Source organism: Tenebrionibacter intestinalis, assembly GCF_016632365.1.
In the GTDB taxonomy this organism is placed as follows: domain Bacteria; phylum Pseudomonadota; class Gammaproteobacteria; order Enterobacterales; family Enterobacteriaceae; genus Tenebrionibacter; species Tenebrionibacter intestinalis.
Genome location: NZ_JAEPBH010000001.1, coordinates 30,769 through 56,650 on the forward strand (window position 1 = coordinate 30,769; position 25,882 = coordinate 56,650).

The 25,882-nt window shown below is 55.5% G+C and carries 21 protein-coding genes and 1 pseudogene; 11 read left to right on the plus strand and 11 right to left on the minus strand.

From position 1 onward, the window contains the following. Nucleotides 1-163: 163 nt before the first annotated feature. The 4 genes from norV to bglB all read left to right on the plus strand — a co-directional run bounded on the left by norV (nucleotide 164) and on the right by bglB (nucleotide 5,954). Nucleotides 164-1,618: an anaerobic nitric oxide reductase flavorubredoxin gene (gene norV / locus JJB97_RS00170; RefSeq protein WP_238711759.1), complete on the plus strand. Its 1,455-nt coding sequence runs from the start codon at nucleotides 164-166 to the stop codon at nucleotides 1,616-1,618. Further along, complete coding sequence (norW, locus tag JJB97_RS00175) at nucleotides 1,615-2,748, plus strand: NADH:flavorubredoxin reductase NorW (RefSeq protein ID WP_238711760.1); 1,134 nt, start codon at nucleotides 1,615-1,617, stop codon at nucleotides 2,746-2,748. Before norV ends, norW begins: the two co-directional genes overlap by 4 nt. A 478-nt stretch (nucleotides 2,749-3,226) precedes the next feature. Beyond that, entirely contained in the window at nucleotides 3,227-4,810 is a 1,584-nt protein-coding gene (locus JJB97_RS00180) for an MFS transporter (protein ID WP_238711761.1), read from the plus strand. Between the two features lie 4 nt (nucleotides 4,811-4,814). Then, the gene (gene bglB / locus JJB97_RS00185; RefSeq protein WP_238711762.1) at nucleotides 4,815-5,954 is read left to right on the plus strand and encodes a beta-galactosidase BglB; all 1,140 of its coding nucleotides are present in this window, start codon (nucleotides 4,815-4,817) and stop codon (nucleotides 5,952-5,954) included. A gap of 49 nt (nucleotides 5,955-6,003) precedes the next feature. Here bglB and JJB97_RS00190 read toward each other — a convergent pair whose 3' ends face one another. The 4 genes from JJB97_RS00190 to argS form a co-directional block, all read right to left on the minus strand. Beyond that, nucleotides 6,004-7,527, minus strand: a complete 1,524-nt coding sequence (locus tag JJB97_RS00190) for a KAP family P-loop NTPase fold protein (RefSeq protein WP_238711763.1) — start codon at nucleotides 7,525-7,527, stop codon at nucleotides 6,004-6,006. Between the two features lie 494 nt (nucleotides 7,528-8,021). Then, nucleotides 8,022-10,511, minus strand: a complete 2,490-nt coding sequence (gene torA, locus JJB97_RS00195; RefSeq protein WP_399197820.1) for a trimethylamine-N-oxide reductase TorA — start codon at nucleotides 10,509-10,511, stop codon at nucleotides 8,022-8,024. A 12-nt stretch (nucleotides 10,512-10,523) separates the two neighbouring features. Beyond that, complete coding sequence (locus JJB97_RS00200) at nucleotides 10,524-11,681, minus strand: NapC/NirT family cytochrome c (protein WP_238711764.1); 1,158 nt, start codon at nucleotides 11,679-11,681, stop codon at nucleotides 10,524-10,526. A gap of 232 nt (nucleotides 11,682-11,913) precedes the next feature. After that, the gene (argS, locus tag JJB97_RS00205) at nucleotides 11,914-13,647 is read right to left on the minus strand and encodes an arginine--tRNA ligase (RefSeq protein ID WP_238711765.1); all 1,734 of its coding nucleotides are present in this window, start codon (nucleotides 13,645-13,647) and stop codon (nucleotides 11,914-11,916) included. Between the two features lie 210 nt (nucleotides 13,648-13,857). Here argS and JJB97_RS00210 point away from each other — a divergent pair, with 210 nt between their 5' ends. Next, entirely contained in the window at nucleotides 13,858-14,427 is a 570-nt protein-coding gene (locus JJB97_RS00210; protein WP_238711929.1) for a VOC family protein, read from the plus strand. A 422-nt stretch (nucleotides 14,428-14,849) separates the two neighbouring features. On the opposite strand, the pseudogene JJB97_RS00215 reads toward JJB97_RS00210, so the two are convergent. Beyond that, nucleotides 14,850-15,990: pseudogene (locus tag JJB97_RS00215) on the minus strand (MalY/PatB family protein). An 89-nt stretch (nucleotides 15,991-16,079) separates the two neighbouring features. Here JJB97_RS00215 and cutC point away from each other — a divergent pair. Continuing rightward, complete coding sequence (cutC, locus tag JJB97_RS00220) at nucleotides 16,080-16,817, plus strand: copper homeostasis protein CutC (protein ID WP_238711766.1); 738 nt, start codon at nucleotides 16,080-16,082, stop codon at nucleotides 16,815-16,817. 263 nt (nucleotides 16,818-17,080) lie between these two features. Here the strand turns inward: cutC and JJB97_RS00225 are convergent, their stop codons facing one another. The 6 genes from JJB97_RS00225 to JJB97_RS00250 all read right to left on the minus strand — a co-directional run bounded on the left by JJB97_RS00225 (nucleotide 17,081) and on the right by JJB97_RS00250 (nucleotide 21,248). Beyond that, a complete protein-coding gene (locus JJB97_RS00225; protein ID WP_238711767.1) occupies nucleotides 17,081-17,410 on the minus strand; it encodes a hypothetical protein in 330 nt (109 codons plus the stop codon). 192 nt (nucleotides 17,411-17,602) lie between these two features. Beyond that, entirely contained in the window at nucleotides 17,603-18,574 is a 972-nt protein-coding gene (cmoB, locus tag JJB97_RS00230; RefSeq protein WP_238711768.1) for a tRNA 5-methoxyuridine(34)/uridine 5-oxyacetic acid(34) synthase CmoB, read from the minus strand. Further along, a complete protein-coding gene (gene cmoA, locus JJB97_RS00235) occupies nucleotides 18,571-19,314 on the minus strand; it encodes a carboxy-S-adenosyl-L-methionine synthase CmoA (protein ID WP_238711769.1) in 744 nt (247 codons plus the stop codon). The genes cmoB and cmoA overlap by 4 nt, the downstream gene beginning before the upstream one ends. 37 nt (nucleotides 19,315-19,351) lie before the next feature. Beyond that, nucleotides 19,352-19,747: an MAPEG family protein gene (locus JJB97_RS00240; RefSeq protein ID WP_238711770.1), complete on the minus strand. Its 396-nt coding sequence runs from the start codon at nucleotides 19,745-19,747 to the stop codon at nucleotides 19,352-19,354. 116 nt (nucleotides 19,748-19,863) lie between these two features. Next, nucleotides 19,864-20,682 carry a DUF72 domain-containing protein gene (locus JJB97_RS00245; protein ID WP_238711771.1) on the minus strand — a complete coding sequence of 273 codons (819 nt, stop codon included), beginning with the start codon at nucleotides 20,680-20,682 and terminating at the stop codon, nucleotides 19,864-19,866. Continuing rightward, nucleotides 20,679-21,248: a hydrolase gene (locus JJB97_RS00250; RefSeq protein ID WP_238711772.1), complete on the minus strand. Its 570-nt coding sequence runs from the start codon at nucleotides 21,246-21,248 to the stop codon at nucleotides 20,679-20,681. Before JJB97_RS00250 ends, JJB97_RS00245 begins: the two co-directional genes overlap by 4 nt. A gap of 285 nt (nucleotides 21,249-21,533) precedes the next feature. On the opposite strand from JJB97_RS00250, the gene aspS reads away from it, so the two are divergent. The 5 genes from aspS (at nucleotide 21,534) to ruvA (ending at nucleotide 25,880) form a co-directional block, all read left to right on the plus strand. Further along, complete coding sequence (gene aspS, locus JJB97_RS00255) at nucleotides 21,534-23,306, plus strand: aspartate--tRNA ligase (protein ID WP_238711773.1); 1,773 nt, start codon at nucleotides 21,534-21,536, stop codon at nucleotides 23,304-23,306. Between the two features lies 1 nt (nucleotide 23,307). Beyond that, the gene (nudB, locus tag JJB97_RS00260) at nucleotides 23,308-23,742 is read left to right on the plus strand and encodes a dihydroneopterin triphosphate diphosphatase (RefSeq protein ID WP_238711774.1); all 435 of its coding nucleotides are present in this window, start codon (nucleotides 23,308-23,310) and stop codon (nucleotides 23,740-23,742) included. A gap of 100 nt (nucleotides 23,743-23,842) precedes the next feature. Beyond that, entirely contained in the window at nucleotides 23,843-24,586 is a 744-nt protein-coding gene (locus JJB97_RS00265) for a YebC/PmpR family DNA-binding transcriptional regulator (protein WP_238711775.1), read from the plus strand. 76 nt (nucleotides 24,587-24,662) lie between these two features. Beyond that, nucleotides 24,663-25,184: a crossover junction endodeoxyribonuclease RuvC gene (gene ruvC, locus JJB97_RS00270; protein ID WP_238711776.1), complete on the plus strand. Its 522-nt coding sequence runs from the start codon at nucleotides 24,663-24,665 to the stop codon at nucleotides 25,182-25,184. An 84-nt stretch (nucleotides 25,185-25,268) separates the two neighbouring features. Next, a complete protein-coding gene (gene ruvA / locus JJB97_RS00275; protein ID WP_238711777.1) occupies nucleotides 25,269-25,880 on the plus strand; it encodes a Holliday junction branch migration protein RuvA in 612 nt (203 codons plus the stop codon). The last annotated feature ends 2 nt before the right edge of the window (nucleotides 25,881-25,882 follow it).

Consider the following 25,882-nt stretch of genomic DNA (forward strand, 5'->3'; position numbering starts at 1 on the left):
AAGACAATTACAGTGTCTTAATGACACCGATTAACTTAGTCATTAAGACTATGGCAAACGGCGGGTAAATAAAAAAACATATAAAAATCAGTTAAATAAAAAGTTGGCACGTAACTTGATATCTAACCGGTAAGCATTCATAAAATAGCGACCGAGGTTAAAGATGTCTATTCACGTTAAGAACAATATTCACTGGGTTGGTCAGCGCGACTGGGAAGTCCGTGATTTTCATGGCACCGAGTATAAAACGCTTAAGGGCAGCAGCTATAACAGCTACCTGATCCGCGAAGGCAAGAACGTGCTGATTGATACCGTGGATCATAAATTCTCACGTGATTTTGTGCAGAACCTGCGTGCCGAAATCGACCTGAACGATATCGACTATATCATTATCAACCATGCTGAAGAAGACCATGCGGGCGCGCTGTCTGAACTGATGGCCTGCATTCCGAATACGCCGATTTACTGCACCGCAAATGGTATTGACTCCATTAACGGCCATCACCATCATCCGGAATGGAACTTCAATGTGGTTAAAACCGGCGATACGCTGGATATCGGCAATGGCAAGCAGTTGATTTTCGTAGAGACGCCAATGCTGCACTGGCCGGACAGCATGATGACCTATATGACCGGTGACGCCGTGCTGTTCAGTAATGACGCATTCGGTCAGCACTACTGTGATGAGCATCTGTTTAATGATGAAGTAGACCAGGCGGAACTGTTCGAGCAGTGCCAGCGCTATTACGCCAATATCCTGACGCCGTTTAGCCGCCTGGTGACGCCGAAGATCACTGAAATTCTGGGCTTCAACCTGCCGGTAGATATGATTGCCACTTCGCACGGCGTGGTATGGCGCGACAACCCGACACAGATTGTTGAGCTGTATCTGAAGTGGGCCGCCGACTACCAGGAAGATCGCATTACTATCTTCTACGATACCATGTCCAACAACACGCGTATGATGGCGGACGCTATCGCTCAGGGCATCAACGAAGTTGACCCACGCGTGGCGGTAAAAATCTTTAACGTAGCGCGCCACGATAAAAATGAAATTCTGACGAATGTTTTTCGTTCCAAAGGCGTGCTGGTAGGCACTTCCACCATGAACAACGTCATGATGCCGAAAGTCGCCGGGCTGGTGGAGGAGATGACGGGCCTGCGTTTTCGCAACAAGCGCGCCAGCGCATTTGGTTCTCACGGCTGGAGCGGCGGTGCGGTTGACCGGCTTTCCACACGCCTGCAGGATGCCGGCTTTGAAATGTCATTGAGCCTGAAGGCGAAATGGCGTCCGGATAGCGATGCGCTGGCGCTGTGTCGCCAGCATGGCCGTGATATCGCACGCCAGTGGGCGCTCGCGCCGTTGCCGCAGGCATCGTGTGCAACCGCAGCCGTAGCAGCGCCTGCCGCCGCCGACGCCGGGCAGCCTGCTGGCGCCGATTTGGGCCCGAAAATGCAGTGCAGCGTTTGCCAGTGGATCTACGATCCGCAGCAGGGGGAACCACAGCAGGGCGTGGCGCCTGGCACCCCGTGGAGTGAAGTGCCGGACGCCTTCCTGTGTCCGGAATGTTCGCTGGGTAAAGATGTGTTCGACGTACTGGCATCGGAGGCGAAATGAGCGACGGTATCGTCATTATCGGTTCGGGCTTTGCCGCCCGTCAGTTGGTGAAAAATATCCGCAAGTTCGACGTTGAAATGCCGTTGACGATGATCGCCGCCGACAGCATTGATGAGTACAACAAGCCCGATCTCAGCCATGTAATGAGCAACAACCAGCGCGCCGACGACATGACTCGCCAGCGGGCCGGCGAGTTTGCCGAGCAGTTTAACGTGCGGTTATTTCCCAAAATTTGGGTTACCGACATCGATCCGGTTCAGCGCATAGTGAAGAGTCGCGATCGCCAATGGCGCTACGACAGCCTGGTGCTGGCCACCGGATCCAGCGCGCTGCTGCCGCCAGTGCCGGGGCATGAACTGATGTTGACGCTCAATAGCCAGGATGAATATCGTGCGGCGGAAAGCCGCCTGCGCAAAGCGCAGCGGGTGCTTATCCTTGGCGGCGGCCTGATTGGCTGCGAGCTGGCGATGGACTTCTGCCGCGCCGGTAAGCAGGTCACCCTGGTGGACAATAGCGCTTCGCTGCTGTCTTCGCTGATGCCGCCGGAAGTGAGCGCGCGCCTTCAGCGTCGTCTGAGTGAAATGGGCGTGGAGATTATACTCAGCCAGCAGTTAGCCGCGCTGCAACGCGACGGTGACGTGCTGACGGCAGTACTGGCAAACGGCCGCCGTATTGAAGCGGACGAAGCGATAGCGGCTATCGGCCTGCGCGCCGGCACGGCCCTGGCGCAACACGCCGGGTTGACGGTGAATCGCGGCATCGTGGTTGATGGCGCGCTCGGCACATCACACGAACACATTTATGCGCTGGGCGACTGCGCGGAAATTAACGGCCAGTTGATGCCATTCCTGCAACCCATTCAACTGAGCGCCATGACGCTGGCAAAAAATTTGACCGGCCAGCAGGCGCGCCTGACGCTGCCGCCAATGCTGGTAAAAATCAAAACGCCAGAGCTGCCGTTACAGTTGGCGGGGGAGACTCGCCGCGCCGATCTTAACTGGCAGATCCTCGCCGGCTCGCAAGGGCTGGTGGCAAAAGGCTATGATAGCGAGCAACAGCTTCGCGCTTTTGTCGTGAGTGAAGAGCAGATGCCCCAGGCGTTCACGCTGCTGCGCGAGCTTGTGCAGTAACGGTCTTAACCTCAGCGCGCAGAGATGCGCGTAGTACCTTGCCGGTCGAACGGCTTTTGTTGTTTTGCCCCGTTTTACGGGGCTTTTTTTCTCGGGTTTCCTGTTTCGACGTTTGGTTTACTGCGTTTCGCCGTTTTATCACCCGCTGGTTTCGGACCAATAAACGGGAAGCGATTTTATATCCGTTACAGCCACGTCCTGCCTCATCTGCTGGAGATGAGCATGCCCACGCTCCCCTGTGGTAAGAGCGCCGTCAGCGAATGAGGCTGCCGCTTCTTACCGTGTCATAATAGTTGAAATAATAATTTCTATAATTTCAAACCACTGTTTTATAAATAAGTGAATTCGGTATCTTCACCTTTTGTATTTTTGCCAAAAAATTGCATGCGTGGCAAAAACGCAAAGGTTTCTGCGCCGCTGTGCTTTTACTTTAGCTGTGAGGCATTCCCACGGTTGAAATTCAGCAAGGGTGGTGGCAATGAAAACACGCAAAATTGGCCTGGTAAATTACCTGGCTTACGGGTCGGGAGATTTTCTCGGCGCAGGTACAACGGCGCTGACGGCGGCCTGGCTACTTTATTTTTATACAACGTTCTGCGGGCTGTCGCCCGTTGAGGCGACGTTTATTTTTGCAGCGGCGCGGGTGTTGGATGCCGTTGTAAGCCCTCTGATGGGTTTTTTGACCGATAACTTCGGCTCAACGCGTCTGGGGCGGCGTTTTGGTCGCCGTAAGTTCTTTATCCTGCTCGGCATTCCGCTGGTTTTCAGCTACAGCCTGATGTGGGTTGGCGATATGGGGTTTATCTATTACCTCTTAACGTATCTGGTCTTTGATGTGGTCTATACCATGATTCTGGTGCCTTACGAGACGCTGGCGCCAGAAATGACTGACGATTTCAAACAGAAAACGCGCTTTTCCGGCGCGCGCATTGCGCTGGCCCAGCTCTCCGCTATTCTTGCCGCTTTTCTGCCAGGTATTTTGCTCAATATCTTCGGCAAGGAAAATGCGATCTCTTTCTTTTATGCAAGCCTGGTATTTTCATCGCTGTGCGCGGTGGTGCTGACGCTGGTGTGGTTTTTCACCTGGGAGCGCCCGCGTGAAGCCTGGACGGCTGAACAACTGCGCGCCGAGGAAGAAAAGAAATCGCTGACGCTGCGCCAGAGTCTGCAACGCCTGAACACAGAGCTTACGTCAACGTTGCGCATTCGCATTTTCCGCCAGCATCTCGGTATGTATCTTGGCGGTTATATCGCACAGGATGTCTTTAATGCCGTCTTTACCTATTACGTTGTCTTTGTGCTGATGCAAAGCGCCTCCGTCGCGTCCAGCCTGCTCGGTACGATGGCGATACTTCAGTTTGTAGCGGTTATTGCAATGATTCCGCTGTGTATCCGCTTCGGCCCGGCGCCGTCTTATCGCATGGTGGTGGTGCTGTTCGGCCTTAGCTCGCTGGCCTACGCCGGACTGTGGTATGCCGGTATGAGCGACAGCATGTCTCTGCTGGTATTGATCTCGGCCTTCGCCGGCCTGGGACGCGGCGGTATCAATTATGTGCCCTGGAACACTTACACCTACATCGCTGATGTCGATGAAGCGATAACCGGCCAGCGTCGCGAGGGCATTTTCGCCGGGATCATGACGCTGACGCGCAAAGCATCGCAGGCGGGGGCGGTTATGCTGGTGGGCATTGTTATGCAGTTGTCCGGATTTACCTCCGGCCAGAGCAGCCAGCCGCCTGCGGTTAGCCACACCATCCTGCTGATTCTTAGCGTTGGCACCGTGGCGGTGCTCTGTATCGGCTTTCTGATTTCCCTGCGTTTTAAACTCAATCTGCATACGCATGGCGTACTGCGCCAGGAAACGGAAAAAATGCGCGTCGCCGGCCGTATCACGCCGGAAAATATTACGCCCGCAGCGCGCGCTACGGTAGAGCAACTGGCGGGTATGCCATATGAGTCGCTGTGGGGCAATAACAACATTGGCTATCTGAACCGCCACAAGCCCGCCGCGCCGCGCCTGAATGCCGCGCCTGTCCTGAATTCGTCCTTAGATAGAGGTTAAGTTGATGAAGATCTATCCCGTAAAACACAGCCCGCTGCTGCGCCAACCAGAGCGCTTTATTACCCGCGATGCGCTAAAAGCGCTGATTAACCGAGTGACCGATAATCTGGTTGCTATCCGCGATGAAACGGGAGAGTTTTTGCTGCGCCTGGATGACGGGCGGGTGATTGATACCAAAGGCTGGGCGGGCTGGGAGTGGACTCACGGCGTCGGACTATACGGCATCTGGCAGTATTATCACCAGACCGGCGATACGAAAATGCGCGATATTATCGACAACTGGTTTAAAGAACGCTTTGCTGAAGGCGCGACGACGAAAAACGTCAATACAATGGCGCCGTTTCTGACGCTGGCTTACCGCTATGAAGAAACGCGCGATCCGAAACTGCTGGTGTGGCTTGAAAGCTGGGCTGAGTGGGCGATGCATCAAATGCCGCGCACGCAGGCGGGCGGTATGCAGCACGTAACGCTGGCTGAGGAAAATAACCAGCAGTTGTGGGATGACACGCTGATGATGACGGTGTTGCCGCTGACGAAAATCGGCAAACTGCTTAACCGGCCTGATTATGTGGAAGAGGCGGCTTACCAGTTTATGGTACACGTACAGTACCTGATGGACAGAGAAACCGGCCTGTGGTTCCACGGCTGGAGCTTTGATGGCAACCACAATTTTGCCAGGGCGCGCTGGGCGCGCGGCAATAGCTGGCTGACAATGGTTATTCCGGATTTTCTTGAGCTGGTGGATTTGCCTGAGAATAATGCCGTGCGGCGCTGGCTGATTCAGGTGCTGGAAAGCCAGGCGGCGGCGCTGGCGCGCTGCCAGGATGATAGCGGCCTGTGGCACACGCTGCTTGACGATCCGCAGGCGTATACCGAGGCCTCCGCCAGCGCTGGATTCGCCTATGGCCTGATGAAAGCGGTGCGCAAGCGCTATATCAGTGAGGAGTATGCGGCAGTCGCGCAAAAAGCGGTGCGCGGCGTTGTGGAGAATATTTCTGACGACGGCGAACTGTTACAGGTATCGTTTGGCACCGGTATGGGGAGCGATTTAGATTTCTATCGCAATATTCCCCGCACCTCTATGCCCTATGGCCAGGCGATGGCGATTTTGTGCCTGGCGGAGTACTTAAGAGGCTATTACTGAGCGTTTATGCCCATCCATACGGATGGGCAAACATAGCGCGCCGCTGCTTTCAGTCAAGCGTCGTTGCCAGTTCGCAGAGATCGAAATATTTATGCAGCGACATCCTGTCACGATTGATTTTTTTATGGACAAGTAAATCCAGCGCCAGCGGCGTCTGATAGCGTGAGGTGCCGGACAGGCCTGCAAAGCCTGAATCAGGATCATCGCTCGTCAGTTTTTGCATCACCACTCTCATAAACTCTGTGTAATACTCCTCAGCGCTATCATATCGTTTAAGCTGCTTTAAATAGTAGTCGCAATAAAGATGGAGGCTAATATTATACTGCCTTGTCCGATTTAACCTGTCAGCATAATGATTGAGGTTATCTCCGGTATAGTCAAAGCGATATTTCCAGACGATGTTCAAATTATAGTTTGTTAACTTTCCGATAAGGTTGGGCTTGTTTTTGGCATCGTACAGGTCATAATCTTTTCTTAACTGTTTATACGTGACAGGGGCAAAGCTATAAAGCGCCAGAAGATAGGCGATAAAAATAATATCAACAGTAGCTTTACTCAGTAATACAGCATCAATACGGTCAAGCCATTTTTTTATCGCCCGCGGCGTGGCTTCAAGCTCATCGGCAATGTAGGAAAAAATATGCGTATAGTATATTAACTCATCAGTGCTTTTATATTTTAAACCGAGCGCGTCCGCGTGTTGATAAAGTTTTTCATAGTCGAAAGTCTGGCTGACGATATTGCGTATAAAGTCGATTGTAGTTGGACGATGCAGCGTGACCGAGCGCTGAAAGAAGCGCTCCAGATAGCGCTGTGAATCAAACTCAGCGCCATAAATGGCCCGCACTGCGTGCTGGAGCTGTTCTCTGTCTGTGGCGACAACAAAGTCAACGCCTTTCATATCAAAGATATGCTTTATTGTCTCCAGCATTTCTATGGCATAGGTTGGGCGGCAGCGGTCAAGTTCATCAATAAAAATAAACAGCGGATAACGCCGTGCGTTTTGCACGACTGCGGCTTCAAGCCACTGACTAATGGCGGTTTTAAATTCTTCAACGGATCTCTCTGCCGCCTGGTGGGATGAGATAAGCGTCTCAACAAGTTTTTCAGTGATATCGCCTGCGGCGTCGGGATCTATCACTCCTTCACCCAGCGCTTCAATATCGACGCCGGCTTTATTCTTAATTATTGATTTGAACAGCGTCGGCGCCACCGACTTCATTAACATCCAGGAGTGTTTGAAACCGGCGCTCTGAATGAAATGTTTGTCCGTCCCGGAAATAAGCTGATTTTTTATTTCCGAGACGACTGCGAGAAAAGTATCTTTAGCGTGATCGGTCTTCCAGGCATTAATGTAGACAGTTGGGAAAGTATGCCTGATTTCATTCATCCAGCGCTGGAGAAACCAGGTTTTACCTGTGCCCCATGCGGCGTTGAGGTTAAGGACATAACTTTGGTCTTTACCCTTTTGCGATAAATATTGCGTCAGGAAACAGGCGTGCCTGGCCCTGTCAAGAGTATCTCCGGGATATTCGCCAAATGCTTCAGACCAGTTAAATGCTAAGTTTTCCATCACTTTCACCAGGTTTATTATTATCCGAGGGAAGATTAACATGCTGCGCTGAAGCAGAGCGACACGCCACTGGAAAATTTGCGCGCTCGCAGCAGCAAAGCGCTGGCTTGTCCGGATATGGCCCGAAGCCGTATGGTTGAGCTGCTGTGGCGTTATATTCTGTATAAACAAAACGACGTTTTCGGCCCGAAAAGCCGGACAAATTATTAACGGCGATCAAAGCAGCGCCCTGGCGGTGTTATTAAAAGAGGGCAAAACTCTGTTTTGCCCTCTTCAGATTGTTGACAAAGAAGGAAAAAACGGGGTTTTTCCTTCTTTGTGGTAAGCAGGCGAAAATCAATGCGTTGATTTTCATTATTTTTTAATGAATTTCATTCATCCTGTCTGCGACAGGATAGGGTTTGTCAGCAGTCTGAGGGCAAAACTCTGTTTTGCCCTCTTTCGTCCCCCTTTAACGCCGCCCTCGCAGCGGCGTTTGTTTTATGTTTACAGGGTTACGCGCCCACTGGCACCGCGTGTGCGGTATTTTCCAGCGCAGGCCCCTGATATTTTTCAATCTCCAGTTGCGCCATATGGCCGCAGTTGCCCTGGGCGAGGCTGGAAGAGCCGATATCAAAGGTCAGGCAGTTAACATTACCGTTTTTGCACAGGGAACCTGGTTCTGCCGGGTTCGCCGGGTCAAACCACGCGCCTTCGCTGATGCGTACTACGCCGGGGCGTACATCGGGAGTGACCTTTGCGCCTACCAGAATTTGCCCGCGGTCGTTAAACGCGCGCACCAAATCACCGTCGGCGATGCCGCGTAGGCTGGCGTCGTCAGGGTTAATCCAGATAGCTTCGCGATCCGCTACGGCGTATTTCTTGCGCAGCGGCGTATTGTCAAGCTGCGAATGCAGACGATTAACCGGGTGAGCGGTGTTCAGCGAGAGCGGATATTTTTGCGCCTGCGGTCCCTGATACCACTCATGCGGCGGCATCCATCCCGGTATACCGCGACAGTCGTCATAGCCCATTTTTTCTACGGTGTCGGAATAGATTTCTATCTTGCCGGATGGCGTGCCGAGCGGGTTAAGCAGCGGGTTTTCGCGGAAATCTGCGAAGCGCACCCACTGTTTATTCTGCTCCGGTACCGGGAAGCGAATATAGTTATTGGATGCCCAGAACATATCAAACGGCGGCAGCGCCACGCGCGCGTCGCGCGCCTGCGCTTTCATGTCGTCGTACATGCCCTTAAGCCACTGCATTTCATTTTTGCCGTTGCTGTAGGCCTCAAGGACGCCCAGTTTTTCCGCCAGCCCGGCAAAGATATCAAAATCATTGCGCGACTCATGCTGCGGCGGCACGCACTGATGCATCGGGAAAACGTAAAGCTGAGAATAATCGCCGCCCATTTCCATATCGTTGCGTTCGTAGCTGGTGGTTGCAGGCAGCACAATATCGGCATGCTTTGCGGTGGCCGTCCAGTAGGGTTCGTTAACAACGATAGTCTGCGGACGCTGCCAGGCTTTTACCAGGTTATTCGTATCCTGATGCTGATGGAAAGTGTTTCCGCCAGCCACGTAGACCATTTTTACGTCGGGGTAGGTGACTCTCGCCCCGTTAAAATTAATGGTTTTGCCGGGGTTTGCCAGGCAATCGGCAATACGCGCGACGGGGATAGAGGCCGGGGCGTTCTTCGGCGCTTTACCGGCTGAAATACCGGCCAGTATGCCGCCACGCGCGGTGGGGCTACCCCCGGAGGAGTAGTGATAGCTGAAACCAAAACCGCCGCCCGGCAGGCCAATCTGGCCGAGCATCGCAGCCAGCGTGACCAGCAGCCAGTGCGGCTGTTCGCCGCGGTGCTGGCGCTGGATGCCCCAGCCCGCCATAATCATGGTGCGCTGCTTCGCCATCTCACGCGCCAGTTCGCGCAGCGTATTGGCATCAATGCCGCAAATTGCCGCTGCCCAGTCAGCGTCTTTCACCACGCCGTCTTCCTTACCGGTGAGATAGGCTTCAAATTTGTCAAAGCCGACCGTATACGTCTTCAGGAAGTCGGCGTCATGCAGTTTTTCCGCCAGCAGGGTGTGGGCAATACCGATAATCATTGCGCTATCGGTGTACGGGCGCGGCGCGATCCAGTGGGCTTTCAGATCGCGTGCGGATTCGTTGTAGATTGGGTCAATGCTGATGATGCGGGTGCCTTTTTTCTTCAGTGCCTCAAAGCCCGCCAGCCCTTCGTGATCGGGCATATTCCAGCTATTTTTCAGCGTAATGAGCGGATTGCAACCCCACAGCACAACCAGTTTGCTGTTTTCGATAACGTTAGGCCAGGCGGTCTGTTGTTCATAAACTTCCATTGAACCGACAACGTGCGCCATGATGACCTGCGCTGCCCCGGTGGAGTAGTCGCCAGAGTAGTCGCCAAAGCCGCCGGTAAGGTTTAATAGCCGGTGGAGCAGGGTACGGCTGTTGTGCAGCATACCGACGCTTTTCCAGCCATAAGAGCCCGCGTAGATAGCCTGTGGGCCGTGCTCTTTTTGCAGGCGGGTGATTTGTTCGCTTACAAGCGTCAGAGCTTTATCCCAGCTTACGCGTACCCATTCATCACGCCCGCGCAGCTCCGGCTTGCAATTCAGCGGGCCGCCTTCAAGCCAGCTTTTGCGCACCATCGGGTATTTCACGCGGTTCGGCGCGTGAACCTGATGCGGCGCCATCGTGATAAGCTCATTCGGCGCCGGATCGTCCTGGATGGGTTTCACATCCACCATTCGGCCATCCTGAACAAGGGCTTCAAACGCGCCCCAGTGTGCGCCGGTAAGGATGCCTTGCTGCGCCTGGCGCAGGGCGACAAACTGCGGCAGCGCCTGGCTGATTGCCTGTGCCAGCGCGGATTTCGGCCACAGGCCGCAGAGCAGCGGCACGCTCATCAGCGCGGCAGCGCCGGTCAGAAAACGGCGGCGACTAAGCGGTATGGCCTCGTTGGTCATGGTTTTATTTTTCATTGTGTTGACTCCTTACGGGTTCGCCTTATTTTGCGTTTTCATATCGCTGGCGTGCTGCTGCGCATACTGAGTGAGTACGCGTAGCTGCTCCTGAGTCAGCGAGGTTCGCGGCGCCATGCCTTTTACGACGCCGATCCACTGGTTGGCGTTAAATCTGTCAAGTGCGGTCAGGCCGTGGCAACCGGTGCAGTTGGTGGACATCATGTCGGCGGCGTAATGCCAGATTTTTTCTTTATCATCAATAAGCTGTGCTTTTGGTACCCACACGCGCAGCGCCACGCTGTGCCAGATAAGTCCGGTATCGGCGTCGGTAACGGTGCTTAGCGTTTTAATCTGCGCACGGGCCTGTTCATCGAGCAGAAGGCTGAGGATGCGTTTACCCTGTGCGGCGTAAAACACTTCGCTAACGCCATCCTGCTGCCAGCCTTGAATATCCGCTTCCACCATGTCGCCTTCGCGATTTACTACTTTTAGTTCGGTAGACGGCATCAGGCTGCCGGCGTTGTGTTGCTTGACGTCAGCGCTAAGCCAGAACGGCTGGGTGGAAATGGCGTACAGGGTAGTGGCATTACCCGGAGTCAGCGCGGCGGCGCGGGTGAGTTCGCCGGCGCCGGCTGCGGCAAGGCTGCTCATATCCGGAAGCATGTGTGCAACGCCTTTATGGCAGTCGATGCAGGTTTCGCCGTTTTTAATCGCGACCGGATGCTGTTGACGCGCTTCGGGGCGCTGCGCCAGTACGTCCATCGCTTCAAAACTATGGCAGGAGCGACAGGTTGCGGAATCGCTGTCTTTGAGGGTTTTCCATACGCTCTGGGCCATCTCCAGTTTGTGGGCTTCATATTTCTCCGGCGTGTCGATTTTGCCGGTCATTTCTCCCCAGACATCCTTAAGCGCCATGACTTTGGTCTTCAGGTAGCTCACGGGCTGGTGAGGTACGTGACAATCAGCGCATTCGGCGCGTATGCCTTTGGTGTTCTGGAAGTGAATGCTGCCCTGATATTCGGCGAGCGGTTGTTGCATGGAGTGGCAGGAAACGCAGAATTCGGTGTCACTGGTTTTGTGCATAACGGTGGCGGTGCCAGCAAGCAGTGCTGCGCCCAGCAGTAGCCCGGCAAGTAACACCCACAACCATCCCCAGCGACGCGCTCTAAAGGGGGTTTGTTTGCTCATAATTGTCCTTAAAAACGTAAAACGCCGACGAATGCGCTATTACCGTCGTAGCACGGCGCAGAGTCGGTATAACCTGGAAGGGGTAATCATAAAGAGTAATAAAAAACGCAGGTGAAAAATTTGGTTTTTTCTAAGGTTTCTTTGATTTAAACGGGGAAAAACGTTGTATTAAGAATAATATAGCGGTAAGGAGACAGGGGCGAAGCCCCTGTTAATAGTAAACGGCAGCGCTTTACATGCGCTCAACGGTTTCGATGCCCAGGGTATCCAGCCCCAGCTTCAGCGTCTTAGCCGTCAACAGCGCCAGCTTAAGGCGGCTTTGGCGTACCGCATCGCTTTCGGCGCTGAGGATAGGGCAATGTTCATAGAATCCGGAGAACAGGCCCGCCAGATCGTAAAGGTAGGCGCACATCACATGCGGCGTGCCATCGCGGGCGACGACGTTCAGCGTTTCTTCAAACTGCAACAGGCGCGCAGCCAGCGCCGCTTCGCGATCTTCGTTGATAATGACCGGCGACGTCAGCGCGCTTTCTTCAATGCCTGCTTTACGAAAGACCGACAGTACACGCGTATAGGCATATTGCATATACGGCGCCGTATTGCCTTCGAATGCCAGCATATTATCCCAGTCGAAAACGTAGTCAGTGGTGCGGCTCTTTGATAAATCCGCATATTTCACCGCGCCGATGCCTACCGCATGGGCAAGGTTTTCCAGCTCGGCGGCGTTCATCTCCGGGTTTTTCTGCGCGACCAGCCTGCGGGCGCGCTCCATCGCTTCGTCCAGCAGTTCGGAGAGTTTGATGGTGCCGCCCGCGCGAGTTTTGAACGGCTTGCCGTCTTTGCCCAGCATCATGCCGAACATATGGTGCTCCAGCGGCACGGATTGCGGCACGTAGCCTGCCTTGCGAACAATAGTCCACGCCTGCATCAGGTGCTGGTGCTGGCGTGAGTCAATATAGTAAAGCACGCGGTCGGCGTGCAGTGTTTCATAACGGTATTTAGCGCACGCGATATCGGTAGTGGTATACAGGTAGCCGCCATCCTTTTTCTGGATGATGACCCCCATCGGCTCGCCGTCTTTATTTTTGTATTCGTCAAGGAACACGACGGTCGCGCCCTCGCTTTCAACCGCCAGCCCCTTTGCTTTAAGATCGGCCACAATGCCGGGCAGCATCGGGTTATACAGGCTTTCGCCCATTACATCGTCGCGGGTTAGCGTGACGTTGAGGCGCTGGTAGGTGAGCTGGTTTTGCGTCATGGTGATATCGACCAGCTTACGCCACATCTGGCGGCAGTACTCATCGCCGCTCTGCAGTTTGACTACGTAGCCGCGCGCGCGCGCGGCGAAGGCTTCGTCTTCATCGTAGTTTTTCTTGGCCTCACGGTAAAAGGCCTCAAGATCCGCCAGCGCCATTTCACCGGCGTTTTCATTTTGCTGCTTTTCCAGATAGGCGATCAGCATGCCGAACTGAGTGCCCCAGTCGCCTACGTGGTTCGCGCGAATAACGTTATGGCCCAGGAAGCTCAGAGTACGCACGGTGGCATCGCCGATGATAGTGGAACGCACGTGGCCGACGTGCATCTCTTTTGCCACATTTGGCGCGGAATAGTCCACCACAATGGTCTGTGGACGGGAGACTTTCGCTATGCCGACGCGTTCGCAGGCGACGGCGGCGTTAACCTGGTTTGCCAGGAAGACCGGATCGAGGAATATATTAATAAAACCGGGGCCGGCAATTTCCACACGCGCGGCAATGTCGGTGAGATCCAGCAGCGCCACTACCTGCTCAGCTAGCTGTCGCGGGGCCATGCCCATTTTTTTTGCGATCGCCATGACGCCGTTGGCCTGATAGTCGCCGAACTGCGGCTTTGCTGACTGACGAACCTGAGGTTCGCAATCGGCGCTCGCGCCTGCGGCAATTAACGCCTGACTGACTTTATCTGAGAGAAGAGCCTGAATATTCACCGGGATACCTTACGTGTGCTGCGCCTGAATGGGGCGTACAGAGTAAAAAAATAAGAGCGGAAGTATACTGCATTTCAGCCCAGGCGTCAGCATACGCACGCTGTGGCGCGCGCCCGGTAAGGCGTATTAGGCGCGTTGATACGGCCCGGCGCTGGCGGCGCGTTGCCAGTAGAGGTAGATTAGCGGGGGTTTATCGCCGCAGGAGTAATAATAGTGAACTGGCAAGACGTTGAAGAACTACAGGATTTGGTTGCGGATCTACCGCGCTTTGCCCGGGCGCTGGCACAGCTTGCCGGCCGCGTAGGGCTGGATATGTCTGCGCTGAATGCCGATCATATTTCGCTGCGTTGTCATCAGAACGCGACAGCCGAACGCTGGCGGCGCGGTTTTTTACGCTGCGGCGATCTGTTCAGTGAGAGCACGATAGGCGGTCGCCCCATCTGCCTGTTTCGTTTGCCGGAGCCAGTATGCGTGGCGCACTGGCGTTTTACGTTAATTGAACTGCCCTGGCCGGGAGAGAAGCTCTATCCCCACGAAGGTTGGGAGCATATCGAAATTGTGTTGCCGGGGACGCCGCAGACGCTTAATGCCCGGGCGCTTGCGCTACTTAGCGACGAAGGGCTGAGCCAGCCGGGGCTGTCAGTAAAAACCCGCTCGCCGAAAGGCGAAAAAGAGCGGTTGCCGAACCCGACGCTTGCCGTGACTGACGGCAGCGTTACGATTAAATTTCATCCGTATGCGCTGGAAGAGGTGGTCGCCAGTGAACGGGCGTCGCTGTAGCGTAAGGCTGGTCGCTTACGGTTAAGTGAGGGGTTTGTACACGTAAAGCACGTTGCCAAAGGGGGCATCAACGGCAAACGGGCAAACCGGGCCTGCGCGGCGCACTTTGCAAACGCCGGCGAAAGCGCAAAGTCATCATTGCTTCGCGGTATGCGCCTTTCGGTCATCTGCCCGCAGCCGGCCTGTTCCGATGCTCTGTCTTGTTTCGCCTTAGCCCGCCATCCTGGGGCGTCTTACCCTGTTTTCGCCTGCGGTTCGCCGGTTTCAGCGCGCGTCAGTTCATTATTCGGGCCTTAACGTTTGTATTAACAGGAATCGTTATGCCCGGGCGTGCTTAACTGAGCGGCATTACGTCGCGCTAGCAGGGGAGGAAGTTATGCCTGCGGGCGTGGCGCAATGCTTTTGTCGCGGCCGGGGATTGTTTAGCGGGATGCGGCGAGCGTTCGCAGGCGCGCTAGCGCTTCGTTAAGCGTGGCGCGGGTGCAGCCGAAGTTAAAGCGTACAAACTGCGGTTCGCCAAATTCTGCGCCCGCAGACACGCCCAGCCCGGCGCGGTGAAAAAGCGCCGCCGGATTGTCCGAACCCAGGCCGCTGGCGTCTATCCAGCCAGGATAGCTGGCCTGCGGCACGGTCATTTTTAACCCCGGAATCGTTTCTACTGCGGCGCACAGCCTGTCACGATTACCGCGTAAATAAATGAGTAGTTCTTTGAGCCAGGGCTTACCGTCCTGCCATGCCGCGGCGGCGGCGGTGAGCGCCAGGATGTCTGTGCCAGGAACAATCCCTGCCCGGGCGGCGCGAAAACGCGCGCGTAGGTCGGGGTCAGGAATGATGGCCACAGACGCGCCGAGGCCGGCGATATTGTAGGTTTTTGACGGCGACATCAGCGTAATGCTGCGCCGGGCGGCCTCTTCGCCCAGCATGGCAAAAGGCAAATGCCGGGCGTTTTCATCCAGCGCCAGATCGCAGTGAATTTCATCGGAGTAAACAATCAGGTTATAGCGCTGCGCAAACGCCAACTGTTCTTCCAGCTCTTCACGCGTATAGACCGTGCCGGCGGGGTTCTGCGGGTGGCAGAGCATCAGCAGTTTTTTCATTTCCGCGCAACTGCGGCGTCAGTGCGGCATAATCTACAACCCAGCGGCCGCTGCGTAAAACAAGCGGCGCATTAAGCTGCCCGCGTCCGGCCAGTGCGGCCGCCTGGCGAAACGGCGGATAAATCGGCGCTGGGGCGATAGTGACCTCATTTTGCGCCGTGAAAGCGCGCACGCACAGATTAAGCCTCGTCACGACGCCTGGCAGGAAAACCAGCCACTGTGGCAGGATGTGCCAGCCGTATTGCCGTTCACAATGCGCAATGGCGGCATCGGCAAAGGCCGATGGCGATGCGCCATAGCCGAAAACGCCATGCTCAATGCGTTTTTGCAGCGCAGCGATAATGCACGGCGGTGAACGGTAATCCATATCCGCAACCCACAGCGCCAGCACGTCTGGCGCAAATTTATTCCATTTTATGCTGTCGCTGTGGCGGCGATCGACAGGTTCGTCAAAGTTGAAGGCCATATTACATTGTCCTGGCGGAAGTGTTGTATCAGACTAGCACCAGGCCACGGTCACACAACCGACAAAAAGTATGTTTTGAGGAGTATTGAATGGCTTTGCTGGAAATTTGCTGTTACGGCATGGACTGTGCGATAGCCGCCGCGCAAGCGGGCGCGGATCGTATTGAGCTATGCGCGGCGCCAAATGAAGGCGGGATTACGCCCTCGGCAGGCGTGTTGCGCGGCGTTCGCCGGCGCGTGTCGATTCCCGTTCATCCGATTATTCGCCCGCGCGGGGGCGATTTTTGTTATAGCGCCGGTGAGTTCAGCGTCATGCTGGACGATATTGCTCTGGTGCGTGAGTTGGGTTTTCCAGGGCTGGTAACCGGCGTGTTGGATGAGGATGGCAATATTGATTTGCCGCGCATGGCGCAGATTATGTCCGCGGCGCACGGGATGGCGGTAACGTTTCATCGCGCCTTTGATATGTGTCGCGATCCGTTTACCGCCGCAGCGCAACTGGCGAGGCTGGGCGTGGCGCGTATTTTGACATCAGGCCAGGCAAAGAGCGCCGAAGCAGGACTTTCATTAATCAGGGAACTTAAACAGCAGTCCGCTACTCCAATCATTATGGCCGGCGCTGGAGTGCGCCTGAATAACCTGGCGGTGTTTGTGGATGCGGGTATCGAAGAGCTTCACAGCTCGGCCGGAATGTTTCAGCCATCGCCAATGCGCTTTCGCCAGGCGGCTGTTTCCATGTCGTCCGGTGAGCCGGGCGATGAGTTTAGCCGTTATGCCGTGGATGTCGCGGCGGTGGCGGCGATGAAGGCAGCGCTGGCGGCGAAGTAGCCGTCGCCGGACAACCAATTTTACCGCACATCATGTCGCCCAATATGATGTTTGCATGTACCAGGCCCCGGTCAGTTTTCCCGGGGCTTTTTTTATTCATGCTTGTATGCGCCATGCGCCAGGCGTCATCGCCTCCAGCAAAAGGATAATGCTGAATTCGCTTTTTCGTATAAATATTGTGCGTTTCAGGCCCGGCGGTTTATTATTCAGACTATTTATAGAGCAAGTTATAAAATTAACCTACTTAACAAAAAATTCTCTTTTTAAATATCCTCTCCGGATTCAACGTCACGCCAGTCGAGCGTAATGACCAGCCCGTTATGGCGTGGTTCAATATTGACCAGATAGCCTGCGTCTTCAAAATCTTTTCTTACGGAAAAAATATGTTCGGGAAACGCGCCACGCGTTAATAGCGGAAAATCATTTATATCGAAAAACTGGGAGAGCGCGCCAGCTTTGTGGGTTTGCGGGTTACGTAATATATTTGTGAGGATACTTCTTATCAGAATAGCCTCAATGCGTGCTTTCTTATCAATATTCGTTTTATTTTTTAGATAAGATTGTTTTAAGAACCTGGCCTTAGGTATATTCATTATCAATGTTGCACTATCCATTTGCACATTTGGCGATGTTATATTTTTCAGCCTGAAGTGGTCAACAAAAAACGGCCCTGCCAGCGGCCTGCCGCCGGACAATGTGGTTTATCGATCAATACTTACCGGCGCGAATTTCTGTCTTTATACGCTCTGCCTTAAATTATCCCGCAGCGTGGCTGCGGGATAAGTTTACGGTTTGCGGGCGATAAATACGGCACGCCGCGGCGCAGGATAACCTTCGCGAGTTTTTGTGGCGTCATGCGGGTCGAGGAAATCGGCCAGGGATTCAGTGGTCATCCACGCGGTGCGGCGCTGTTCCTCTGACGTAGTGATACAACTGTCGACCGTGCGTACATCCGTAAATCCACACTTTTTAAGCCACTGTTTTAACGCTTGCGCCGAGGGAATAAAGTAGACATTACGCATCGCAGCATAGCGTTCGCCGGGTACCAGTACGGTATTTTCATCACCTTCGACAACCAGCGTTTCCAGTACCAGCTCACCGTCGCGCACGAGCTGATTTTTGAGTTGCCAGAGATGATCGAGCGGCGAACGGCGATGGTACAGCACCCCCATAGAGAATACGGTGTCGAACGCGTTTAAGGGCGGAAGTTGTTCGATGCCCAGCGGCAGCAGGTGCGCGCGAGTATCGTTGCCGAGCAGCTTGCGCACGGCTTCAAACTGGCACAGGAAAAGTTGCGTTGGGTCGATGCCCACCACCAGGCGCGCGCCTGCGCCGACCATGCGCCACATGTGATAGCCGCTGCCGCAGCCGACATCAAGCACTGTACGCCCGGCCAGCGGCGACAGGTGGGGCAGCACACGATCCCACTTCATATCTGAGCGCCATTCGCAATCAATATCAATGCCATAAAGAGAATAGGGGCCTTTTCGCCACGGCATCAGGTTGCGCAACAATTGCTCAATGCCTGCTCTTTGCCCCTCGCTGAGCGGCGTTTCGCTGTACGCGCTCACGCTGTGCAACAAATCGAGGCGATAAGGCGTGATTTCCGGCAGGGCGGCTACTGCGTTTCGCCACTGCTTTAATAGCCCATGCTGCTGCTCTTTTTGCCAGGCAGCAATTTGCGCGGGCAGCGTTTCCAGCCAGCGGGCCAGCGGGCCTGTGGCGATAAGACGATAGAAAGGCCCGAAATCCGTCATGGTCTCTCTCCGGCTTTAAGCGCCACCAGCGAGCCGAAGTTAAAGCACTGAAACCACAGCTCCGCGTGGGCGAAACCGGCTTTCATCAGACGCGCTTTGTGGGTCTGCACCGAATCGGTGAGCATGACATTTTCCAGCATGCTGCGCTTCTGGCCGATTTCCAGTTCGCTGTAGCCGTTAGCGCGCTTGAAGTCGTGGTGCATATCAAACAGTAATTCGCCGACGGCGGCGTCCCCGAAGCTGAACTTTTCAGATAATACCAGCGCGCCTGCGGGACGCAGCCCCTGAAAAACCTTGTCCAACAGCGTCTGGCGGCACTCCGGCGCCAGAAACTGTAAAGTGAAATTCAGCACGACCAGCGAAGCGTCTTCAATCACGATATCGCGAATATCGGCTTCAATGACGTCTACCGGCGTGGCGGCGCGAAAAGCGTCTATATGGCGACGACAGCGTTCCACCATTGCTGCGGAGTTATCCACGGCAATGATGCGACAGCCGTCGTGATGGATGTTGCGGCGCACTGAAAGCGTGGCGGCGCCCAGCGAACAGCCCAGATCGTAAATACGGCTGTTCGGCTGTACGAAGCGTTCAGCCAGCATGCCGATCATGGCGATAATATTGGAATAACCGGGAACCGAACGCTGAATCATATCGGGAAAAACTTCAGCAACGCGTTCATCGAATGTCCAGTCCCCAAGTTTCTCTATTGGGGCGGAAAACAGCGTATCGCGGTGTGACATAATATAATTCCGGAAAAACAAGGGCGCGTATTGTGCGTCAATGCAGTGAGAAAACCAACTCCCACGGGAGATACCACAGGTTGCCTGCCACCATGAGCGCCAGCGAAAGCCAGGTGGCAAGTATGCCGGCGCGTCGCCAGCGTACCAGACGATGATGAAAGCCATAATAGTGCATCAGGCGGCCCAGTATGATTATCAGCCCGCACAGATGCACCATCCAGGTCTCAGCGCCGTCCATTTCGAGAAACAGCAGGAGCAGCAGTGCAATGGGAATGTATTCCACCGCGTTGCCGTGCGCGCGAATGGCGCTCTGTAATTCAGTAAAGCCGCCGTCGCCGTAGGATACGCGGTACATCGAGCGCAGGCGCACAACATCCCAGGAAAGCTTTATCAATAATAACGCACCCAGAACCGCATACAGCGCGCTTACCATAGTTACTCCATTCAATCCCGAACGAGGGCGGTCGTATAATAGCCTGCCCTGCTTCGGCTGTCGCTATCAACATTGTTAACCTGCCGCCGAAAGCGTGCAAACCGCTGCGCCGACGCTCAGAACAGGCTGTCCTGACAGGGAAACGCCGGGGCGCTGCCGAGCGTTGGAAAATGCTCGCGTAGCTTCGGCCACAGGCGATGCGCCAGCTCCGGCGCCTGTGCGATGTCTGGCGTGTGCAAAAATAACCAGGGCGTGCCGTTCAGCGCCCACTGGGGCAATTTTTTCAGCCAGGGGGCGAAAAGCGCCATGTTCTGCGCTATATCGTCGCTGCCGATATAGCGCACCAGCGGGTCGGCGGCAGTTTGCAGCGCATGCACCGGCAGCCTGGGCTTTTTACGCTGGGCGACCCGTACGGCTTCGCTGTGCGGCGCAGCGCTGTGTATCGGCCGGCTATCGAGTATAACGCGATTAACGCCGCGCGCATGCAGGCCGCTGTTCAGCGCCAGTTCTGCGTCGCCTTTAGCAAAAAATTGCGGATGGCGTACTTCCACGCCGTAACGGAACTCGCCGGGCAGGACATCGAGAAATGACCACAGCGCGGGCAGATCGCGCGGCCCGAAGGCGCAAGGAAGCTGTAGCCAGTACTGGCCAATGCGGCCGGCCAGCGGCGCCATCCGGCTAAAAAACGCTTCGCAGAGATCGCCGCAGTTGCGTAGAGCCGCCTGGTGACTGATGGTGGCCGGAAATTTAAAACAGAAGCGAAAACGGTCGCTGGTCATTGCCTGCCAGCGCGCAACGATGCTCGCCGCCGGCAGCGCGTAGAGCGTGGTGTTGCCTTCCACGCAGTCAAAATAGCGCGCGTAGTCTTCCAGGCTGCTGATGCCAAGGCGCGCCCATTTAGGGTGCGACCACTGCGGCAGGCCGATGCGAATCATGACAGCGCGGCAAGGACTTCTTCGGTGCGGCGCACGCGCCCGATGCGTGGGAATATGTGGGCAAAACTGCCATTGTGCTGTTCGTCGTCGGCGGCGCTACAGGCGTCTTCGACAATGACCAGGTTAAAGCCCAGCTCCCACGCGTTACGCGCGGTAGACTCAACGCCGATATTGGTGGAAATACCGCACAAAATGAGGGTGTCAATGCTACGACGGCGTAGCTGTAGCTCAAGGTCAGTGCCGTAAAATGCGCCCCACTGGCGTTTAGTGACTTCAATGTCGCTGTCACGTTTGCCGAGCGCAAGGGGGTATGTCCACCACTCCGGCGGCAGCGCGTCGCTGCCGGGCGCGGCGTCCACCGGCTGTTTTAGCGCGTCGGCAAAATCCGGCGACCAGCCCACGCGCACCAGTACAACCGGCGCGCCCACGGCGCGGCACTTTTCAGCCAGGCGCGCTGCACGTGCGACAACATCCCCGGCCGTGTGCGGCCCGCGGGCAAAAGGCAGAATGCCTTCCTGTAAATCGATAACCACCAGCGCGGTTTTTTTGGCGTTTAGTTCAGACATGCTGTCTCGTCTCCGTTAATAGCGCTTGTTTGCAGCGCTACATTAAATCGCAATGCGTAAGAAAGTGGGGCGTTTTTTGTCAGATTTTGAGAGTATATAACCTGCCTGTATAGCGTAAAGTTAACCGAAGCGCACAGCAAACGCGCGGGCAGGCGGCGTCGGGCTTATCGTCAGGCCGAATATCCAGTATAATAGCCGCCTTTTTTATTCCGTTGTGACAGATGACAACAGCCGCATTGTGGCGCCAGTGGCCGCCAGCCCCTGCGGCAAGTAAAAGGATATCTCATGCGTACAGAATATTGCGGGCAGCTACGCGCGCCCCACGTGGGGCAGCAGGTAACGCTTTGCGGTTGGGTAAACCGCCGTCGCGATCTCGGCAGTCTCATCTTTATTGATATGCGCGACCGTGAAGGTATCGTGCAGGTGTTCTTTGACCCGGATCGCGAAGAAGCGTTCAAGCTGGCCTCTGAACTGCGTAATGAGTTCTGCATCCAGATAACCGGCACCGTGCGCGCGCGCGAAGGGCGTAATGTTAACCGCGATATGGCGACCGGGGAGGTGGAAGTTTTCGCCACTGATCTGACGATTATCAACCGCGCCGAACCGCTGCCGCTCGATTTCAATCAGGTCAACACGGAAGAGGCGCGTCTTAAATACCGTTATCTCGACCTGCGCCGCCCGGAAATGGCGCAGCGTCTGAAAACCCGCGCCCGCATTACCAGCTTTGTTCGTCGCTTTATGGACGACCACGGCTTCCTTGATATCGAAACCCCGATGCTGACCAAAGCCACGCCGGAAGGCGCGCGTGATTATCTGGTGCCAAGCCGTGTGCATAAAGGCAAATTCTATGCGTTGCCGCAGTCGCCGCAGTTGTTTAAGCAGTTGCTGATGATGTCAGGCTTTGACCGCTACTACCAGATTGTGAAGTGTTTTCGCGATGAGGACCTGCGTGCCGACCGTCAGCCGGAGTTTACCCAGATTGATGTGGAAACCTCTTTCATGACGGCGCCGCAGGTGCGTGACGTGATGGAGAAAATGGTGCGTCAACTGTGGCTGGACGTGAAAGGCGTGGAGCTGGGCGATTTCCCGATAATGACCTTTGCCGAGGCCGATCGTCGCTACGGCTCTGACAAGCCGGATCTGCGCAACCCGATGGAGCTGGTGGATGTGGCCGATCTGCTCAGGGCAGTGGAATTTAACGTCTTCTCCGGCCCGGCCAATGACGCTAAAGGTCGCGTGGCTGCGCTGCGCGTACCGGGCGGGGCGCAACTGACCCGCAAACAAATAGACGAGTGCGGTAAGTTCGTTGAAATTTATGGCGCGAAAGGGCTGGCATACATCAAGGTCAACCAGCGTGACGGCGGTATGGAAGGCATCAACAGCCCGGTAGCGAAGTTCCTGAATGCGGACATCGTGGAAGCGATTCTGGCACGTACCGGCGCGCAGGATGGCGACATTATCTTCTTCGGCGCCGATAACGCGCGCGTGGTGTCCGATGCGCTCGGCGCGCTGCGCCTGAAGCTTGGCAAAGACCTGGGCCTTACTGACGAAAACGCCTGGGCGCCGCTATGGGTTATTGATTTTCCGATGTTTGAAGATAACGGCGAAGGCGGTCTGAGCGCGATGCATCATCCGTTCACCGCGCCGCGTGATATGACGGCAGCACAACTGAAATCAGAGCCGGAAACCGCCATTGCCAACGCCTATGATATGGTTATTAACGGTTATGAGGTAGGCGGCGGCTCTGTGCGTATCCACAACGGCGAAATGCAGCAGACCGTGTTTGGCATTCTTGGCATTAACGAGCAGGAGCAACGTGAGAAATTCGGCTTCCTGCTCGATGCGCTGAAGTATGGTACGCCGCCGCACGCAGGCCTGGCTTTTGGCCTTGACCGCCTGGTAATGCTGCTAACCGGCACTGACAATATCCGCGATGTCATCGCATTTCCGAAAACCACGGCCGCCGCCTGTCTGATGACCGAAGCGCCAGGCGTTGCAAACCCGGCGGCGCTTGAAGAATTGGGTATCGCGGTGGTGAAAAAGGGCGAGAGCAACTGACATGGCCTGGAAGCGTCCTGTCTCGGTGCTGGTGGTTATTTACGCCCAGGATACCGGGCGGGTGCTGATGTTACAGCGGCGCGACGATCCTGGCTTCTGGCAGTCGGTCACCGGCAGCCTGGAGGCGCACGAAAGCGCACGCCACGCGGCTTTGCGTGAAGTGATGGAAGAAGTGGCCATTGATATTGACGGCGAGCGCCTGGCGCTAATTGATCGCCAGCGCGCCGTGGAGTTTGAAATCTTTGCGCATCTGCGCCATCGCTATGCGCCAGGCACGCTGCGTAATACGGAACACTGGTTTTCGCTGGCGCTGCCTGCTGAACGACCGGTAGTCATCAGCGAGCACCTGGCCTGGCAGTGGCTGAACGCGCGTGACGCGGCGGCGTTAACCCTGTCGTGGAGCAACCGGCAGGCGATAGAAGCATTTTGTTATTAATTTAGCCCGAAAATACTCAGCGTAGTGCGGCGCGTATCCCGTTCACGCGCCGGTTCGCCTCGCGCTGTAGACTGAGTTCAGGGCCATTCTGGAGAACGTTATGGCAGGTCATAGTAAATGGGCCAACACCAAACATCGTAAGGCGGCGCAGGACGCCAAGCGCGGTAAGATTTTCACCAAGATCATTCGCGAACTGGTAACGGCGGCGAAGTTAGGCGGCGGCGATGCGGCCTCTAACCCGCGTCTGCGTGCGGCAATTGATAAGGCGTTGTCCAATAATATGACGCGCGACACTCTCAACCGCGCCATCCAGCGCGGCGTGGGCGGCGACGACGACGCGAATATGGAAACCATTATTTATGAAGGCTACGGGCCGGGCGGCACTGCCGTAATGGTGGAATGCCTGAGTGATAACCGTAACCGTACCGTAGGCGAAGTTCGCCACGCGTTTAGCAAATGCGGCGGCAACCTGGGTACCGATGGCTCGGTATCCTATCTGTTTAGCAAAAAAGGCGTCATTTCCTTCGCTGAAGGAACTGATGAAGATGCTGTGATGGAAGCGGCGCTGGAAGCCGGCGCGGAAGATGTTGTCGGCTATGACGATGGCGCCATTGACGTTTATACCGCCTGGGAAGAACTGGGGCAGGTGAAAGATGCGCTGGAAGGGGCGGGCTTTAAGGCCGAGAGCGCCGAGGTTTCCATGATTCCGTCGACGAAAGCCGACCTGGATGCCGATACCGCGCCCAAAATGCTGCGCCTTATCGATATGCTGGAAGACTGCGACGATGTGCAGGAAGTTTACCATAACGGTGAAATCTCCGACGAAGTCGCCGCGACGCTCTGACTGATGAACCGGGCGCACGCGTTGCGTGCGCCCGGGCCGTTTCAGGTATGCCCCCACGATTATCAAAAGAGGCGTGATGGCCATTATTCTTGGCATCGATCCGGGATCGCGCATTACCGGTTACGGCGTTATTCGCCAGTCCGGCAGGCAGCTTGCTTACCTTGGCAGCGGCTGCATTCGCACAAAGGTGGACGATTTACCTTCGCGACTCAGGCTGATTTATGCCGGGATCTGCGAATTGATTGCTCAGTTTCAACCGGATGTGTTTGCCATTGAGCAGGTTTTTATGGCGAAAAATGCCGACTCGGCGCTAAAGCTTGGCCAGGCGCGTGGTGCTGCGATTGTCGCTGCGGTTAACGGCGGGCTGCCGGTATTTGAGTACGCGGCGCGCCAGGTAAAACAGACGGTAGTGGGCAACGGCGGAGCGGATAAAAGCCAGGTGCAGCACATGGTGCGCAATCTGTTGAAGCTCCCGGCCAATCCTCAGGCCGACGCCGCCGATGCGCTGGCGATTGCCATCACCCACTGTCACGTTAGCCAGAATGCGTTACAGATTAGCAGTACGCGCCTTAATCTGGTTCGCGGCAGGTTACGCTAAACGATAAAAAGGCTGGATACCTATCCAGCCTTTTTTATATGATGTGCGCCATTAATACCGGTATGTTAGCAGCAGGAGCAAAATGTGATAGGTCGACTCAGAGGCATCATCCTGGAAAAACAGCCGCCGCTGGTGTTACTGGAAGCCGCAGGCGTGGGGTATGAAGTACATATGCCGATGACCTGCTTTTATGAGCTGCCGGAAACTGGTCAGGAAGCGGTGATCTTCACCCATTTTGTGGTGCGTGAAGACGCGCAGCTACTGTTTGGCTTCAATAATAAGCAGGCGCGCACGCTGTTTCGCGAACTGATAAAAGTGAACGGCGTTGGGCCAAAACTGGCGCTGGCTATTCTGTCCGGGATGTCCGCGCAGCAGTTCGTTAATGCCGTTGAGCGTGAAGAGCCTGCCTCGCTGGTGAAGTTGCCCGGTATCGGTAAAAAGACGGCTGAGCGCCTTGTGGTAGAGATGAAAGACCGTTTCAAAGGTATGCATGGCGATCTCTTTACGCCGGCGGCAGACCTGACGCTGGCCGCGCCGGCCGGGCCGACGGCCGACGACGCCGAAGCTGAAGCGGTTGCCGCGCTGGTGGCGCTGGGTTATAAACCGCAGGAGGCCAGCCGTATGATTGCAAAAATCGCCCGAAGCGGCGCCGACAGTGAAACTCTGATTCGAGACGCGCTGCGCGCAGCGCTGTGAGG

What these genes read in the sequence shown, in the direction of transcription:
- cmoB (WP_238711768.1), bottom strand. Translation starts at nt 18,574, where the DNA reads ATGACGGATTTCGGGCCTTTCTATCGTCTTATCGCCACAGGCCCGCTG.
- JJB97_RS00245 (WP_238711771.1), bottom strand. Translation starts at nt 20,682, where the DNA reads ATGATTCGCATCGGCCTGCCGCAGTGGTCGCACCCTAAATGGGCGCGC.
- cutC (WP_238711766.1), top strand. Translation starts at nt 16,080, where the DNA reads ATGGCTTTGCTGGAAATTTGCTGTTACGGCATGGACTGTGCGATAGCC.
- torA (WP_399197820.1), bottom strand. Translation starts at nt 10,511, where the DNA reads ATGAAAAATAAAACCATGACCAACGAGGCCATACCGCTTAGTCGCCGC.
- JJB97_RS00190 (WP_238711763.1), bottom strand. Translation starts at nt 7,527, where the DNA reads ATGGAAAACTTAGCATTTAACTGGTCTGAAGCATTTGGCGAATATCCC.
- JJB97_RS00265 (WP_238711775.1), top strand. Translation starts at nt 23,843, where the DNA reads ATGGCAGGTCATAGTAAATGGGCCAACACCAAACATCGTAAGGCGGCG.
- cmoA (WP_238711769.1), bottom strand. Translation starts at nt 19,314, where the DNA reads ATGTCACACCGCGATACGCTGTTTTCCGCCCCAATAGAGAAACTTGGG.
- ruvC (WP_238711776.1), top strand. Translation starts at nt 24,663, where the DNA reads ATGGCCATTATTCTTGGCATCGATCCGGGATCGCGCATTACCGGTTAC.
- norW (WP_238711760.1), top strand. Translation starts at nt 1,615, where the DNA reads ATGAGCGACGGTATCGTCATTATCGGTTCGGGCTTTGCCGCCCGTCAG.
- aspS (WP_238711773.1), top strand. Translation starts at nt 21,534, where the DNA reads ATGCGTACAGAATATTGCGGGCAGCTACGCGCGCCCCACGTGGGGCAG.
- JJB97_RS00180 (WP_238711761.1), top strand. Translation starts at nt 3,227, where the DNA reads ATGAAAACACGCAAAATTGGCCTGGTAAATTACCTGGCTTACGGGTCG.
- JJB97_RS00240 (WP_238711770.1), bottom strand. Translation starts at nt 19,747, where the DNA reads ATGGTAAGCGCGCTGTATGCGGTTCTGGGTGCGTTATTATTGATAAAG.
- JJB97_RS00225 (WP_238711767.1), bottom strand. Translation starts at nt 17,410, where the DNA reads ATGAATATACCTAAGGCCAGGTTCTTAAAACAATCTTATCTAAAAAAT.
- JJB97_RS00200 (WP_238711764.1), bottom strand. Translation starts at nt 11,681, where the DNA reads ATGAGCAAACAAACCCCCTTTAGAGCGCGTCGCTGGGGATGGTTGTGG.
- JJB97_RS00250 (WP_238711772.1), bottom strand. Translation starts at nt 21,248, where the DNA reads ATGTCTGAACTAAACGCCAAAAAAACCGCGCTGGTGGTTATCGATTTA.
- bglB (WP_238711762.1), top strand. Translation starts at nt 4,815, where the DNA reads ATGAAGATCTATCCCGTAAAACACAGCCCGCTGCTGCGCCAACCAGAG.
- nudB (WP_238711774.1), top strand. Translation starts at nt 23,308, where the DNA reads ATGGCCTGGAAGCGTCCTGTCTCGGTGCTGGTGGTTATTTACGCCCAG.
- norV (WP_238711759.1), top strand. Translation starts at nt 164, where the DNA reads ATGTCTATTCACGTTAAGAACAATATTCACTGGGTTGGTCAGCGCGAC.